The organism is Anabaena sp. UHCC 0253, assembly GCF_009712085.1.
Lineage (GTDB): Bacteria > Cyanobacteriota > Cyanobacteriia > Cyanobacteriales > Nostocaceae > Dolichospermum.
Genome location: NZ_VILD01000009.1, coordinates 256,683 through 272,753, shown reverse-complemented (window position 1 = coordinate 272,753; position 16,071 = coordinate 256,683). Strand labels below are relative to the sequence as shown.

Genomic DNA, 16,071 nt, shown 5'->3' with positions numbered 1-16,071 from the left:
AATGATTGAATTAACAGCTACAGAAAATATTTCAATTATAGGAAATATTTCAATTCCAGGAAATATAACTACATCTAGTTTAGATAATGACGCTGGTAATATTGCCATTACTTCGGAATTCGGAAATATTGAGATTAGTAATAGTAACTTAATTAGTACATCTTCGATAGAAGATGGTATTAGTAGTGGTAGGGGTGGAGATATAACTATTCAAGCCGGAGGAACTGCGATTGATAAACCAGCCATTAGTTTAACTGATACCACAATAGATACAGCAGCTTTTGGTAATAATGGAAAATCAGGAAATATTTTAATTTCTGCAACTAATAATGGAGGAATTAAATTAATAGGAGAAAATCAACAACCGCGAATTTATGCTGATACCTTTGCTAGTGATCCTCAAAATCAAAATCAACGAACAGGTGGTAATATTAAGATTATTGGTGGGGATATTAATATCAATAATTATATCATAGATAATACAGTTCATAAAAATACCTATGGAAATGGTGGTTATATCAAAATTTTCGGTAAAAATATTACTGTTGAGAACAACAGCAAAATTCAAACAAACGTTAAATCTAATGCTATTGGTGACAGTGGTCATATCTATCTACTAGCAGATGATTTTCTTTATTTTCAAGATTCTGAGATTATTGCTAATAATGAATCTGAAGGTGTTGCTGGTAAAGTAGAAATCACAGGTAATAAATTAGTATCTTTAACTAAGACTAAAATTAATAGTAGTAGTAAAAATAGTGATGAAGAAAATGGTTTTAGTTATATACAAGTAACATCAGAAATTGGTTCAATTAATTTAAATTCTGTCACATTTGAGACTAATAACTCTGGTACTTTCTACGCAGGAGATATAGAATTAAATGCTGGTGATACCATTAATATTAATAATGAAAGTAGTTTAAATAGTCAGGGTAATTATGGTCGAGTTTTAATTAATAGTCAAAAACTGAATATTGATAATTCCACCTTTAATACCAACAATCCTAGTAGTGATAGTGATGCTGGTTATATGGAGTTTAAAATCACGGAATTAGCAGAAATTAATAATAGTCAATTTACTAGTAAAGGAAATTTTGGCTATATCTCTATCGAAAGTCCATTGTTAACCATTAATAACTCTAAAATCAATACTAATTCCCCTGATACTGACAACAATGCTGGTTATTTGCAATTAAATTCCTTAGAAAAAATCCAAATCAGTAATAGTCAATTAGATAGTCAAGGGAGGGAAGGATATATCTTCATAAATAGTCCTAGCGTCGTGATTGATAACTCAATATTTAACACCACAAACAGCAGCGTTGAAAGTGGAGAAGATCAATTAATTCATTCTGGTAATATATCAATTAATGCTGAGAATCAAATTTCTATTCTTAATCATTCCCAGCTAAATGCTTTTACAGAACGTCAAGGAAATGCAGGTAATATTATTCTCAATTCTCCCAACGGCTCAATTATTATTAACAATGGTTCTGGATTAAGTAGTAACGTAGAAAAAACAGGAATAGGAACAGGAGGTTATATTGATATAGATACTCAAAAATTACAACTTTTGGGAAATTCAACAATCAAAACATTAGTCCAACCAGGAGGAGAAGGAAACGCCGGAAATATTAATCTCCGAAATTTAAATAGTTTAGAAATTAATCATAGTGAAATTTCTGCAACATCTATTGATGGTCTCGCGGGAAGTATTAATATAGATGCTAAAAACTCAATAGAAATTAGAGGAGAAAAAGGTATAGCGGTAGAATCCACCGGTCAAGGTGAAGCAGGAAGTTTAAATATTTATACTTCTAACTTTATTATTGCTGATGGTGCGAAAATATCTGCATCTAACACAGATGGAGCAGGAGGTAGTATTAATATTTATGCTGATACATTTACAGCCACCAATGGGGGACAATTAATTACGAATACATCTGGTAATGCTAAAGCTGGAAATATTACTTTACAGGTGAAAGAAAATATTACCCTAGCTGATGCCAATAGTGGCATTTTTGCCAGTACCAATCCTGGTTCTAGTGGTGATAGTGGTAGTATTGATATTGACCCCGAAATGTTTATGATTAAAAATGGTGCGGGGATAGGAGTCAATAGTCAAGGTAGTGGCAAAGGTGGAGATATTTATCTACAAGCTGGGACACTGATATTAGATAATAATGCTTATATTACTGCGGCTACAGCGAGTAATCAAGGGGGAGAAATAAATCTCAATATTAGAGACTTATTATTATTACGTTATGGTAGTAATATTACTGCTACAGCGGGGAAAGCAGGTGCAGGAGGAAATGGGGGAAATATTAATATTAGTGTTCCTTTTATTGTAGCTTTGCCTAGTGAAAATAGCAATATTACAGCCAATGCTTTTCAAGGAGATGGAGGAAATATCAACATCACTACAAATACTATTTTTGGTTTAAAGTTTCGTGATCAAGAAACTGAATTTAGTGATATTACTGCTTCTTCAAAATTTGGCTTGAGTGGTGAAGTGATAATCAATCGTTTAGATGTTGATCCTGCTCAAGGTTTAGAAGCATTATCTACTAATTTAGTTGATGCTTCTAGTCAACTTGCTCAAAGTTGTCAAGGTGGTGGAAAATTAGCACGTCAACAAAATCAATTTATCATTGTCGGGAAAGGTGGATTACCATCTCAGCCTAGCGATTTATTAACTGGAACAACTCCTTTAGTAGATTTAATAGATCCAGTTTCTACTCAGGAAACAAGTCAAGAAAATATTATACCAGTTGTCATTAGTAAAAAGTCAGAAAACAGCACAAATCGGGTATTTCAACAAGTACAAGGATGGGTAATTGCTGATGATGGTAAAGTAATTCTCACAGCCGAAGCACAAAAATCAACATTGCAAAATACAGGTTTAAATCATCCTGGTTGTCAAGTTTCTGTGGGAGGACTTACGCAGTAACTAGGAAATGTAAAGGTAATTCATGAATTACCACAACGATAAATAGAGATTTCACGTAATTTTTTTCTATTTCCTGTCACCTGTAACCTCAGATTGGGCAATAATACTACATTTTAAAGATGTGAAGACCGATCCAGCTATGACCCCAGATATTTTTACAATGATGTTATTAGACAAAATTATTCTAAAAGCCTATGCAGCCTAATAACCCCAATCAATTTACAGAAAAAGCCTGGGAAGCGATCGCTCAAACCCCCGATATCGCTAAACAGTACCACCAACAGCAACTAGAAAGTGAACACCTGATGAAAGGGTTGCTAGAGCAGGAAGGACTGGCCAGTGCGATTTTTACCAAAGCCGGCGCAAATCTGCAAAAAGTCCGCGATCGCACAGAGCAATTTATTCAACGTCAACCCAAGGTATCTGGAACTAGCACTTCTGTTTATTTAGGGCGAAGTTTAGATACACTGTTAGATCGGGCAGAAAAATATCGTCAAGAATTTAAAGACGAATATATTTCTATTGAACATTTACTGCTGGGTTACGCCAAAGATGACCGTTTTGGTAAAGGTCTCATCCAGGAATTTGGTTTAGATGAAAACAAACTCAAAAATATTATTAAAGAAATTCGGGGGAATCAAAAAGTGACAGACCAAAATCCAGAAGGTAAGTATCAATCACTGGAGAAATATGGCCGCGATCTCACAGAAGCCGCCCGTAAAGGTCAACTAGACCCTGTAATTGGTCGTGATGATGAAATTCGTCGGACGGTGCAAATTCTCTCCCGTCGTACCAAAAATAACCCGGTTTTAATTGGTGAACCCGGCGTTGGTAAAACTGCGATCGCTGAAGGTCTAGCACAACGCATAGTAGCAGGTGATGTTCCCCAATCTCTCAAAGATCGGAAATTGATTAGTTTGGATATGGGAGCTTTAATTGCCGGAGCAAAATTCCGAGGTGAATTTGAAGAACGGCTCAAAGCAGTATTAAAAGAAGTTACCGAATCCGGCGGAAATATTGTTTTATTTATTGATGAAATTCATACCGTTGTCGGTGCAGGTGCAACCCAAGGGGCTATGGATGCCGGTAACTTATTAAAGCCGATGTTAGCACGGGGTGAGTTACGCTGTATTGGGGCGACAACTTTAGACGAATATCGCAAATATTTGGAAAAAGATGCAGCTTTGGAAAGACGCTTCCAACAAGTTTATGTAGATCAGCCAAATGTCCAAGATACAATTTCGATTTTACGCGGTTTGAAAGAACGCTATGAAGTTCATCATGGGGTGAGAATTTCTGATAGTTCCCTCGTAGCTGCTGCTACTCTGTCTAATCGTTATATTAGCGATCGCTTTCTCCCCGACAAAGCCATTGATTTAGTTGATGAAGCCGCTGCTAGACTGAAAATGGAGATTACATCCAAACCCGAAGAACTCGACGAAATAGACCGGAAAATTCTCCAATTAGAAATGGAGAAACTCTCCTTACAAAAAGAAATTGATCCTGCTTCCCGCGAACGTTTAGAAAGATTAGAAAAAGAACTAGCTGACTTCAAAGAAGAACAAAGAACTCTCAGCAGTCAATGGCAATCTGAGAAAGATATTATCACCAAAATTCAGTCAATTAAAGAAGAAATTGACCGTGTTAACTTAGAAATTCAACAAACAGAAAGAAACTATGATCTCAACCGGGCTGCGGAATTGAAATATGGCATATTAACAGACTTACAGCGAAAATTAGCCGCAGTCGAAAGTGAACTTTCTCAAACCCAAGGAACAGGCAAATCTCTATTACGAGAAGAAGTCACAGAAGCCGATATTGCCGAAATTATTTCTAAATGGACAGGAATTCCTCTTAATAAATTAGTGGAATCAGAAAAAGACAAACTCTTGCATTTAGAAGATGAATTACATCATCGTGTCATCGGTCAACATGAAGCCGTCACCGCTGTAGCTGATGCCATTCAACGTTCTCGCGCTGGACTCTCTGACCCAAACCGTCCCATTGCCAGTTTTGTCTTCCTCGGTCCAACAGGTGTGGGTAAAACCGAACTCGCTAAAGCCTTAGCAGCCTATATGTTTGACACAGAAGAATCCTTAGTGCGGATTGATATGTCCGAATATATGGAGAAACACGCCGTCTCTCGCTTAATTGGTGCGCCTCCCGGATATGTCGGTTATGAAGAAGGAGGACAATTAACCGAAGCCATTCGTCGTCGTCCCTATGCGGTGATTTTATTCGACGAAATCGAAAAAGCCCACCCTGACGTTTTTAATATATTCCTGCAAATTCTCGATGATGGTAGGGTGACAGATGCCCAAGGTCGAACAGTGGACTTTAAAAATAGTATCATTATCATGACCAGTAACATCGGTTCTCAATACATCCTTGATATATCTGGAGATGACACCCGTTACGATGAAATGCGTAATCGAGTAATGGAAGCAATGCGTAGTAGTTTCCGTCCAGAGTTCTTAAACCGTTTGGATGAACTAATTATTTTCCACAGTTTACAAAAATCAGAATTGCGGAATATTGTCCAATTACAAGTAGATAGGTTAAGACAAAGATTGAGTGACAGAAAAATGTCTTTGAAATTATCTAATTCTGCTATTGACTTTTTAGCAGAAGTAGGATATGATCCTGTATTTGGTGCAAGACCATTAAAACGAGCTATTCAACGGGAATTAGAAACCCAAATAGCTAAAGCCATTTTACGGGGTGACTTTAGCGACGGTGACACCATTTTTGTAGATGTTGAAAATGAGCGTCTTTCCTTTAATCGTTTACCCGCAGAAGTATTTACAAGTTAATTGCTTGACAATAGGAAATAAGAAGAAGATATTTCCTAATCATCATCTGTAGAGGCGTTTCCGTGGAACGTCTCTACGATAAAAGGTTTAATTTCAGTTTTTATTAAATTTTTAATTCCGAGAAAGCGGTACTATAGCGGTATGCACTTGAGTGAGATACAGTCAGCCAATTGCAAACCCTGTAGGGGCGCAGGGTCTGCGCCCTAGATTGTATTGCATTCTACCGATAAACGCTATAGTACACAACGGCGTAAATCAACCAACCATTAAGAATTCTCAAAAAGCTTGTGTAATATGCTTTTTTAATTTTTAATTTTTAATTTTTAATTCCGAGAAAGCGGTACTAGCCTTTTTATGCCTTTAATTATTGCATGATATGGAATTTGCCACGAATTTTCTAACCCCCAAAGATATTGTAGATACTTCGTAAATCCTAAAAAATTTGATTTCCCATTTTCATCAGATACCATTCTTACATATTGGTAATATCTCAAATTTAAACGATCTAATACGCTATTATTTTCCTGAGTCATAATCTGATATTCACGGTCTTCAAAGCTGGAAATTGGTAAATTGATTATCTGCGTCAAAATTGAAGACGGTATAGAAATATTTAAAATTTCCTGTAAAGCCGTGAGCAGATTTTTTAGTCCCCAAACAAAGCGGTATTCTTGGGCTTTGATAACTAACTGATTCCAGTCAATTTGATTTTCTGAAGCATTGATAATAATTGCAGCATCAGCTAGTTTATTACTTGACATAGCCTGATTTTTTAACCCTGCACAAATATACAATAACTGATATGTTGGATTTAAAATATTTATTTCTAATTCACCCAATTGAGTAATTATTATATTTTCCCAAAAATCATGTTCAGCTTTTTCTGAAAAGCCATCTGCGAATAAATGCCACCGCAAAATCAAAAATTGATTGGCACTGTTTTTAAATCCTATCGCTTGGGAAAATAGTAAAATTTCTTTAGGTATCTTTCCTGTCGCTTCCCAACCAAGATTTTGCAATAAATTAATCCCCATTAAAGCATCTGAGGAATGAATCAATAATTCTAAATTAGGCATCATTCGTAATCCATTATCGTGGTAATAATGGAGATTTAACGCGGCATCTTTAAGTAATAGAGTTTTAATTCCCTTTTCTGAAAAAGACTGTAAAATTGGGGCAATGGCTTGAAATAAAACTTGATTTTCTACCCAAGTGCGTCGGTACACTCCCTTCAGTCTTCCTATATGCACATCTATCACTTCCTGTAAGGATAAATTGCGATAAAGTAAAGGCAATAAACGATAAGATTCAGTATCTAAATCTTCAATATCAACCGATTCTCTCCATTGCTTCCAGGAATCAAATCCCGCTTCTTCTGATAAGAATGCTGCTTGCAAAAGCAATTTTTTCTCGTTAGTAAGTCCAGAATTTTCTTGATTATTCATAATTATACTTTTATCCCTGGAATATTAACTCTAATCTTGTAAACAGAGGTAGAAGCTGTAATATAAAGACTTTGGTAATCTTCATCTCCCCAAGCACAATTTGCTGGTACTTCTGGAGTGACAATTGTTCCTAAATGATTACCTGCTAAATCAAAAACCCAAACTCCACCACTACCTGTACAGTAAATATTTCCTTGTACGTCTATCTTCATTCCATCTGGTAAACCGGGTTTTTCGACTTTCATATCATAAAAAATCCGTCCATTGCTAAGTGTTCCATCAGATTGAATATCAAAAACTCGGATATGACGACGTTCTGAATCATCTATATACAGCTTTTTTTCATCAGGTGAAAATGCTAAACCATTTGGTTTGATAAAATCATCAACAACAATAATAATTTCATTGTTATCTGGTGAAATTCTATATACTCCTTGAATTAGTTGTTCCTGTTGTTCGGGTTTAATCCCATAAGGTGGATCTGTAAAATAAATAAACCCGTCGCTTTTAACAACGACATCATTAGGACTATTAAGTTTTTTCTCTTGAAAAATATCAGCTAAAACAGTAATTGAACCATCTTTTTCTGTGCGGGTAACTTGACGTGTACCATGTTCGCAAGCTATCAATCTTCCTTGTTTATCTCTAGTTAAACCGTTGGAATTATGGCTAGGTTCTCTAAAAATTGTTAATTCACCATTAGGTGTGAGTTTATATATTTTATTGGCTGGAATATCGCTAAATAGGAGATACTTTTCTTCAGTAAACCAAATCGGTCCTTCTGTAAATTGAAATCCTGTAGCGACACGCTTGATTTTCGCATTTTTAGGAAAGAGAGTTTTAAATGTTGGAGATTTTGCCTCTAATCTACCTGGTGCTAATTTTTGAGTAAAAATTGCAGCTATTCGTTTGATTTTTCTATTAATCCGTTGAACAATATGAAACATTATATTTATGTAAAAAAAAATAGGGTTTTTTAATTGAGGTGGATTTTGAGCAACACGATAATTATATAATGTTGTGCCACCATCAATTTTTAGAACCGTTCCTGTCGTGAATTTTGAAAAGTAATCTGAAGCTAGATAAACAGCCGCTCTACCTATATAACAAGGAGAGATACTACAGCCATGCAAAAGATTATATTCGATACTCAATGGTTGTTTTTGCTCATCTTCCGCTACCCAACTGGGAGCAATTCCATTGACTCTTATTTTGTATGGGGCTAAGTCTACTGCTAATTCTTTGATAATCATCCCTAATGCTGCTTTGGAAGAACTATAACTAGGCCAACGAACAACTGTTTCTTGGTGGATAGAAGTCATAAAAATAATAGAACCTTGAATAGAATTACTCACCATCATTTGGGAGATAAGTTTGGTAAGGTACATGGGACCAAATACATTAGTTTGAAAGATTTTTTGCCATTCTCCTAAATCCAATTTATTTATCCCAATTGTTTCAAATTGAATGCCTACATTATTGACGAGAATATCAATTATGATTTTGTTTTCCTTTAAAATGCTATATAAATAATCAATATTTTCAGGTTTTGATATGTCTAAAACAAAGCCTCTTACCTTAACTGGATAAGTATTTAATTCTTTTTCTAAGTTTAAACATCCTTCCTCAACAATATCTGTGAAGAAAATATTTGCACCTTGTTTAGCCATTTCAATAGCGATACTTTTGCCAATATTTTTTGCTGCTCCCGTAATCAGAACATTTTTTCCAGCTAAAAGCTGATTATCTAAAACTAATGAAGGCTCTACAGTTTTGACTAAAATTTTCGGTTTGAGAGTAGGTATCGGATCGAGGAAGGCTTTTGATGCGGCTTTAAAACGCATTCTAATGTTATTTAACTTGGTTTTTAAGTTCATATCATATCCGTGAATTATAAGCCATCAATTTGAATATCCTAATCTTTAGTGCGACGACGATCTAGTGATGCTTTGAGAATCTGAATATATTCAGTCTGATATTGTTTTTTCTGAATTCCTTTATTGGTTTCATGCAGTCGCCGCTTGGCTACTAAATCGGGTAACATCATTGTTTGGAGTCCTATCTCTGTCAGACGTACTTGCCAACTAGCAAATTCGGCTAATTTCCAATGAGTTTCAAATAAACCAACCCGAAAAAAAGACTCTCTTTTTATTAGCAGTGCTGAAGGAATATGTCCCGGCATTAATTTATCGGGAACGTACAGTTTTGCTTTCAGATTGTCTGCCAATTCTGGACTAATAAACTGTTCAACCTGTCCAAATACAACATCAAGATTGGGGTTATTTATAAATGCTGCCATTTGGCGTGTTAATTTATCCTCTACCCAAAGGTCATCTGCATCAAGAAAGGCAAAATAATCGCCTTTGGCTAATTCTAAGCCTCGATTACGAGCCGCCGCAGTACCACTGTTGACTTGACAACAATACTGCACTACAGAACCAAATCCCTTGGCTATTTCTGCACTAGCATCAGTTGAACCATCATCTATAACGATAATTTCTAGGGGCTGATAGGTTTGAGCTAGTACACTTTCTATGGCTTGGGCTAGATACTTTTCGCAATTGTAAACTGGAATAATGACGCTGATTAAAAGGTTTTTGTTCATGCTTATTCTTGCTCCAATTTTTGATTGCGTTTCCGTTCAATTGATGGTCTCATAATCTTTTAACGGTTGAATTCAAGGAGGACTACCAAGATATTCATTAATTGGCATATCTAATAAAATATTAGTTGGAGATATTTGTTTTTTTCGGATTCTATCTAAACGTTTCTTGTATATTTTGATAAATCCCAGTTCAACTAAATTTTTCCCCCCAGTCATATTTTTTTGATGTTTTCGATAAAACAGCATTACCTGATCTATAAGAACCTTGGATATCCCATTTTCCCAGGCTCGGATAAACCAATCTACATCTTCAGCATAATTGAGTGTTTCGTCAAAAATGCCAATTTTTTCAAATACAGATTTCCGATAAATTGCGCTCCCTAAATTAATATAGTTGTAAGGTTTATAGACAGGTTCAAATATAGGTTTTTTATCAGATGTCAGTTGTGATAAATTCATTTGTTGAATTAATCCTTGTACAATCTCTACCGAGGTATTATCTGCCAAATAATTTCCTTGCACTTTCAGTTTATCATCCGACCAAATATCGTCAACATCCAAAAAGGCAATTGCATCACCATTTGCTATTCTTATCCCTCGGTTTCGAGCAGCCGATGGACCACTATTTTCTTGATAAATATAGCGGATACTGTCCTTGAATTCGGCAGCTATTTCCGCAGTCTTATCTTTTGAACCATCATCAATGACAATGATTTCTAATGGCTGATAATCCTGATTTTTGACATTTTCAATGGCTTCTGCTAGATATTTTTCTCCATTAAAAACTGGAATAATAACGCTAACAAATAATTTTTGATTTTCCATTTTCTATTGTTTTGTAATGAGATTGGAAATTACTTGAGGGATTTGCTCTAAATCAGTACCCAGTTCTAGATAATAACAAGGAACTTGTTTTAAGACTTGCATCATAATCTGACAAGCTTCTTTCCCTGCACCAGCTAATTGAATCATCGTACTTGGTACAAGTGAAGCTAAAGCGGCAGCAGCAGAGGTAGCTGTTAAAGAAGTATCTGTTTTTCCAGTAATGCGCGGAACTAAAACTGCACGAATGGGGCAACTTTTCAATATTTTTTCGGGAAAATGCTCGTTAATAAAATAAACGGCTTTTTCTGAATCCAGGCGATCGCTATTACTGATAGCCTCAGCCAAAAATGGTAATCTATTCACATCATCGGCATTTTTTTTGCCTGTATTGTAGATACTAAACACCGTTGGTGTCGGTTCACAAGTAATTAAACTGTAATCATCGCTGGCATAAAAAAGCTCTGAATTAATACAACTTAAAGCCGTTGTTGATTTTCCCGAACCTCCTTTTCCTACTAACAACACACCACCGCTGGAAAGTCCCACCGCACCTGCATGAACCAGTTGTATTCCCCGTTTACTCATCCAGACATTCAAAATAGTTCGTAGGGGTGAACCAGTTTCCCAATAGGGAATTTGTGCAGTTGTATCTACCCAATAGATGCCTAAATTGCGATCGCTATCCAACAAACTCAATGCAAATGCACCCCATTGAAAACTCGTATGAATGCGATCAGTATTGAATCCGTGAATTTCTCCGCGCTTAGGATGATGATGATTCCTACCCCAAGGTGGAGGAGGCATAATAGTTTTGGTTGAGGTACTATCCCACAAACAAACTGTTAAATCAGGATGGGAAACTGGTTCTATTTCCAAATGTCCTAAAGCCGGAGTTTGATAAGAAATTAAAGCCTCTCCAGCAAATCGTAACTGAATTTTAAACCCACCAATATCATAAAACCGATTAACTGCACCACCCACAGATGCTTCGGCTTTTTCGTATAGTTCATAAATTGAATCAAAAAAAGCAATTGGATCTTTCTTCTCTGTTTCAATTAAGTTTTCTGATTCTTCAATATCGGGTTTCATTATTTATTTTCACTTATATTTTTAACATTGATTTGGTTGGGTTGAGATCAGAAAACCCAACCTACATAAATTCTGTTAATTGATTTAAACCTTGGCACTTGGCCAACCCACTTCCTGATCTACATCATGGATGGGATCTAAAGCCAGCAATTCTTCCATGTCTGTATATTTATTTAAAGTTGGTGGTTCAAATTTCAGCTTTTCTATAGCTTGAGTTGGCAGATTATCATTATTTGTATGCGTTTGATTTTCTGCATCTGTTGCATCAATACTAATCAAATTTTCGCTTTCTAATTCTGCAATTAGATTATTAACACCGATTTCAATGGTTTCTTTGCTACTGTCGTAACTATTAAGCATTTCTGCCAAAATCTCACCTCTGGAAAGACCTCTAGCTAGTTTTTCCCAAATATCTGCTCCGACTGTCACTAAACTATAATAATCTCCCCCATCCAGATTGACGATGACTACTTCACCTTCAATCATTTCGTGGACAACCTTCGGGACATTGATTTTAAATTTTTCAGATAAATTCATTGTGCTTTGAAACTGAATGAGATTGTTTGCTTAACCCAAATTTAATTATAATGTAAATTTGATCACATCTTTTTTAAAGATTTAATAAAGAAATTTACATTTTCTTAAAGATAGATAATATAGCAGCAAGTTTATTTGTGTATTCCTGACGGAAGCTATCGGCATAAATCACTCATGCGAAAATGCCCTAATTTTTAGTGAAGTCAGGGATATTGTGGTTCAAAATTGCTATAGAAAAATTAGAAATTCTGGTTAATTTTTTTTAATACTTGCTCTCTAACTAACCGTATAGGTCGCAATAAATAGTAAATAAAAGCGGGAAATTCTGCTAAAGGCAGTATTAACCAATCTGAAGTTGTCGGCGTTGTGGACAAACGCAAAGAATAACGTATTTTATCTTGTAAACGTTCCCTAACACTCAGATGAAAACGAGTCACTCTCCCGTCTTGGAATGAGCCATCAGTTTTTTGAAATAAATTTTGGCTAACTTCAACTGCAAGTAAACTAACTTTTGGATCTGTCTGAATTTTTTGCCAAACTTCATCAGGTAAAGCAGTTCCCAAAATATTTCGTGCTAGTGTCAAAGCCAAAAAATAAGATTCTTTGACCACCTTTAATTCTTGCTTGTTCGAGCAATTTTTCCCAATTTAACTGGGGATAACTGCGAATTAATTCAGCCACATCACAAATGCGAGCTAAATTTGTCCAACAGTCTTTTGTCCCATGTCCAGCTAACATCAACAGCATATTTTCTGGAGAAAGATTGGGAACACTTTTACCAGCAATCGTAACTGGTTCTAAGTCTTGCCATAATGCCTCACAATCAATGGGAAAAGAAAAATAGTTTGGCATTACTCCCCAGTGAAGTTCTACTACCAGTTCTGTTTCCGGGTGGATAAAAGGATAAGCAGCTTCACGAACTAATTTATAGATGCTTTGCGATCGCACAAACGCAGCTTTTTGAGCCTCTGTAACTTCGATGCGCTCAATCTTCTGGCTATATCCCTGAGACACGAATACTTGTTTGGCCTTTTCTACATCCTGCGGGTGAACTAAAATGTCTAAATCGCTAAACTGTCGCAGTGATAAATTTCCATAAGCACTCGCAGCCAAAACTGGTCCTTTAAAGGGGAGAACTGATATTTTTGCTTCTGCAAATAAATTTAGCAGCCTTACCAATTCCCCACTTAAAAGTAAACTACGCCTAGTTTGAGCCAGAAAATCAAGTCGTAATTTGCTCAAAATCTCTTTGGGAACTACATCTGAAAAATTTCTGGAAAGACTGGAATATAATAGAGGCAACACTCGTTGCTGTTGCGCCATTTCTATCAATTTACCCCAATTTATATTTTTTGCTAGAAGTTCTCTAATATGATCAGCTTTTTCTGGTTCTATCTTAGTTCTGGCACAGCAAAGTAGCAATTCAATTTCAGAATTAGTCTGTGATAATATAGTCTCAACAGTTGAATGATGCAATTTCAGTCTCCATTAAAAAAAATCAGAATTTCAATTATTACAAATAATTTTTATTTTTTAGGTGTTGCTTCACCAAAATTAATCACGAGGGTGATAAGCAAAGTGATCCTTAGTTTTGCAACCATGGCAGAACTGCATTAGTTCATAAAATTGAGCAATATAGCAGGTGACAGGTGAACCAGCGCGCGCGGTCATGGGGGAAACCCCCATGAGCGACTGGTGTTCGCGTAGCGTGCCTGAGGCATTCACCCGAAGGGTGACAATTATTCAAGAAATTTGAGGTAAAGATATTTCTCAATATCCTATCACCCATCACCAAGAGATTAAAATGAAGAATCAGGTTGTTGTAAAAATTCCTCTTCTTCTGGGGTAGAGATGCGTCCTAAAATTTCATTACGATGGGGAAAACGACCAAATCGAGCAATTATTTCCTTGTGTCGAAACGCTGATTCAATCGCTTTAGCACTATCAGGATCATGGCTAAGTTGTTGAAATAGCTTAATACATTTGCGCTGATCAGCTAGGTTTTCACTGTGTTCAAATGGTAAATAAATAAACCAACGTTTCACAGATAATAATTGCCGATCATAGCCTTTACTTGTCGCGTGTTGTGCTAATGAAATTGCTTCCCAGTCCGTTGCAAAGGCTTCTGGAGTATCACGAAACATATTTCGGGGAAATTGATCTAGCAAGAGAATTAAAGCTAGACAACTTTCAGGTGCATTCATCCAATCATGTAAGTGTCCCGCTACTGCTTCTCGGTAAACTTCAAAAAAAAGATCGCGGACTTTAGCATCAAAATCTGGTTGTTTGTCAAACCAAAATGGCTGCACTTTACCGTAATTTGGGTCATCTGGATAACCAAACCAAAAATCCAAAATAGCTGTTGCCTGTGACATTGCTGTTATTGATTATTACAAAGCACCTGTCGCATTTTACACATATATCTGGTATTTTTGGTAATTTAATTTGAGATGATTACCATAATGTCATCACATTTTCATCTTCTAGAGTGTTCCAAACAATAAATGATCCAAAACCAGAGATTGCTTCATTCCGCTCCGCTCCATATGGCTAACGCCACGCTCCGCGAACGCAATGACAATTGGGCATTTTTTTACTTGGAATACTCCTATCGGACTTACGCAATAACTCTCTGAAACTCTTATTTCTCCGCGTCCTCTGCGTCCTCTGCGGTTCATTTCTTCATGATTTTACAGAATCCTACTTTCGATAGATTTATTATTTTGCCAAATATTTTATAATAGAAATTGTGCTACCTGTTAACCTGCACAAATTATGCTTTGTAATGGCATATAGCAATTATGTCCTCTTGTTCAATACCTGCGCCATTTTTTTGTAGGTATTGGTTGTTTAGACGATTTTTGGCTTTAACACTTCAGAAAGTACAGTAAGGCAACAATTCCTGAGCAAAATTCAACTCAAAAGCTTGTAGGAAGCTAATTGTTAGATTTTTCAGTGTTAATTTTTGATGCTGCATTGCGGTACTAGCCAAATTCAAGGCTTGTTAAAAATACACAGGGTGTCAGAAATCAACGTTTTTGTATTTGAGGAAATCGAATTGTTTATGAATACTAAAAAAGAAGGCCGTGGTAGCGGTAGATTACAACACACGCCTTAAATCCTGTAGAGACGTTCCATGGAACGTCTCTATATCTGTAAAAATATATTTATCAGGGCGAACGATGGGGATCGAACCCACGAATGGTGGTACCACAAACCACTGCCTTAACCACTTGGCTACGCTCGCCATTCACTACTTGAGTATAGCACAACCTCCAGAAAATGATCAAGTTTTTTTTGCCAGAAATTAGAGAATTTTCTTGGTAGTCTTTAAAAGACTAACAATCGGACTAGATCAAGTAGGAATATGAAACCTTTAACTATGCTTATATGTGTAGGCGCAGCGGGTATTGGCATTCTAGGGGCAATGATGTCGAAGACAAATCCCAATCAGGTTGAATATGAAAAGTATGCAGTCCAAAAACTGACAACATATCTAAAAACTGATGTATGTCAAAAAACACCAAGTTTTTTAGAAAGATTAATCAAAACTAATTGTGAGCAAGTGCTGGAGTCAGCAACACCGCACATCAAAGAACTAATTACTAGCACAACCAAGCGACAAGATTATATGATCTTTAGTATTTATCGGACCGAAATCAAGCTTGATTCTTGGATACCAGGGTACAAATTTGAAACAGTAGGCGCGTTGAATCAATTTTACACTTACAATGCCCAAGAAAAATAAATCAGCAGAAATCAGATGAAGACTTAAGATACAAGTAGTCCCGGAAAAAACTACTCTGT

At 36.1% G+C, this 16,071-nt stretch carries 12 protein-coding genes and 1 tRNA gene; 3 read left to right on the top strand and 10 right to left on the bottom strand.

Annotated elements, in window-relative coordinates; translation table 11 throughout:
* Both FJR38_RS22740 and clpB read left to right on the top strand, forming a co-directional pair.
* A partial coding sequence (locus FJR38_RS22740) for an S-layer family protein (protein ID WP_168539565.1) occupies positions 1-2,950 on the top strand: 2,950 nt, incomplete at its 5' end.
* Positions 2,951-3,144: 194 nt separating this feature from the next.
* A complete protein-coding gene (gene clpB / locus FJR38_RS22735; RefSeq protein WP_168498658.1) occupies positions 3,145-5,763 on the top strand; it encodes an ATP-dependent chaperone ClpB in 2,619 nt (872 codons plus the stop codon).
* A gap of 323 nt (positions 5,764-6,086) precedes the next feature.
* Here the strand turns inward: clpB and FJR38_RS22730 are convergent, their stop codons facing one another.
* The 10 genes from FJR38_RS22730 to FJR38_RS22685 form a co-directional block, all read right to left on the bottom strand.
* Positions 6,087-7,208, bottom strand: a complete 1,122-nt coding sequence (locus FJR38_RS22730) for a nucleotidyltransferase family protein (protein WP_168539563.1) — start codon at positions 7,206-7,208, stop codon at positions 6,087-6,089.
* 2 nt (positions 7,209-7,210) lie between these two features.
* The gene (locus FJR38_RS22725; RefSeq protein WP_168539561.1) at positions 7,211-9,085 is read right to left on the bottom strand and encodes an SDR family oxidoreductase; all 1,875 of its coding nucleotides are present in this window, start codon (positions 9,083-9,085) and stop codon (positions 7,211-7,213) included.
* A gap of 38 nt (positions 9,086-9,123) precedes the next feature.
* Entirely contained in the window at positions 9,124-9,813 is a 690-nt protein-coding gene (locus FJR38_RS22720; RefSeq protein WP_168498666.1) for a glycosyltransferase family A protein, read from the bottom strand.
* 72 nt (positions 9,814-9,885) lie between these two features.
* Positions 9,886-10,638: a glycosyltransferase gene (locus FJR38_RS22715; protein ID WP_168539559.1), complete on the bottom strand. Its 753-nt coding sequence runs from the start codon at positions 10,636-10,638 to the stop codon at positions 9,886-9,888.
* A gap of 3 nt (positions 10,639-10,641) precedes the next feature.
* Entirely contained in the window at positions 10,642-11,727 is a 1,086-nt protein-coding gene (locus FJR38_RS22710; protein WP_168539557.1) for a serine kinase, read from the bottom strand.
* A gap of 84 nt (positions 11,728-11,811) precedes the next feature.
* A complete protein-coding gene (locus FJR38_RS22705; RefSeq protein ID WP_168539555.1) occupies positions 11,812-12,264 on the bottom strand; it encodes a PqqD family protein in 453 nt (150 codons plus the stop codon).
* Positions 12,265-12,503: 239 nt separating this feature from the next.
* A complete protein-coding gene (locus tag FJR38_RS22700; protein ID WP_168539553.1) occupies positions 12,504-12,827 on the bottom strand; it encodes a hypothetical protein in 324 nt (107 codons plus the stop codon).
* A complete protein-coding gene (locus tag FJR38_RS22695) occupies positions 12,808-13,740 on the bottom strand; it encodes a nucleotidyltransferase family protein (protein WP_168539551.1) in 933 nt (310 codons plus the stop codon). The genes FJR38_RS22700 and FJR38_RS22695 overlap by 20 nt, the downstream gene beginning before the upstream one ends.
* A gap of 323 nt (positions 13,741-14,063) precedes the next feature.
* On the bottom strand, positions 14,064-14,639 hold the full coding sequence (locus FJR38_RS22690) for a DUF924 family protein (protein ID WP_168539550.1): 576 nt from the start codon (positions 14,637-14,639) through the stop codon (positions 14,064-14,066).
* Positions 14,640-15,438: 799 nt separating this feature from the next.
* Positions 15,439-15,511: transfer RNA gene (locus FJR38_RS22685), tRNA-His, on the bottom strand.
* A 120-nt stretch (positions 15,512-15,631) separates the two neighbouring features.
* On the opposite strand from FJR38_RS22685, the gene FJR38_RS22680 reads away from it, so the two are divergent.
* Positions 15,632-16,012 carry a DUF4359 domain-containing protein gene (locus tag FJR38_RS22680; protein ID WP_168492491.1) on the top strand — a complete coding sequence of 127 codons (381 nt, stop codon included), beginning with the start codon at positions 15,632-15,634 and terminating at the stop codon, positions 16,010-16,012.
* The last annotated feature ends 59 nt before the right edge of the window (positions 16,013-16,071 follow it).

Excerpts from the sequence above, each read along its gene's own strand:
- FJR38_RS22705 (WP_168539555.1), bottom strand. The coding sequence starts at position 12,264 with ATGAATTTATCTGAAAAATTTAAAATCAATGTCCCGAAGGTTGTCCAC.
- FJR38_RS22720 (WP_168498666.1), bottom strand. The coding sequence starts at position 9,813 with ATGAACAAAAACCTTTTAATCAGCGTCATTATTCCAGTTTACAATTGC.
- clpB (WP_168498658.1), top strand. The coding sequence starts at position 3,145 with ATGCAGCCTAATAACCCCAATCAATTTACAGAAAAAGCCTGGGAAGCG.
- FJR38_RS22680 (WP_168492491.1), top strand. The coding sequence starts at position 15,632 with ATGAAACCTTTAACTATGCTTATATGTGTAGGCGCAGCGGGTATTGGC.
- FJR38_RS22730 (WP_168539563.1), bottom strand. The coding sequence starts at position 7,208 with ATGAATAATCAAGAAAATTCTGGACTTACTAACGAGAAAAAATTGCTT.
- FJR38_RS22710 (WP_168539557.1), bottom strand. The coding sequence starts at position 11,727 with ATGAAACCCGATATTGAAGAATCAGAAAACTTAATTGAAACAGAGAAG.
- FJR38_RS22725 (WP_168539561.1), bottom strand. The coding sequence starts at position 9,085 with ATGAACTTAAAAACCAAGTTAAATAACATTAGAATGCGTTTTAAAGCC.
- FJR38_RS22715 (WP_168539559.1), bottom strand. The coding sequence starts at position 10,638 with ATGGAAAATCAAAAATTATTTGTTAGCGTTATTATTCCAGTTTTTAAT.
- FJR38_RS22690 (WP_168539550.1), bottom strand. The coding sequence starts at position 14,639 with ATGTCACAGGCAACAGCTATTTTGGATTTTTGGTTTGGTTATCCAGAT.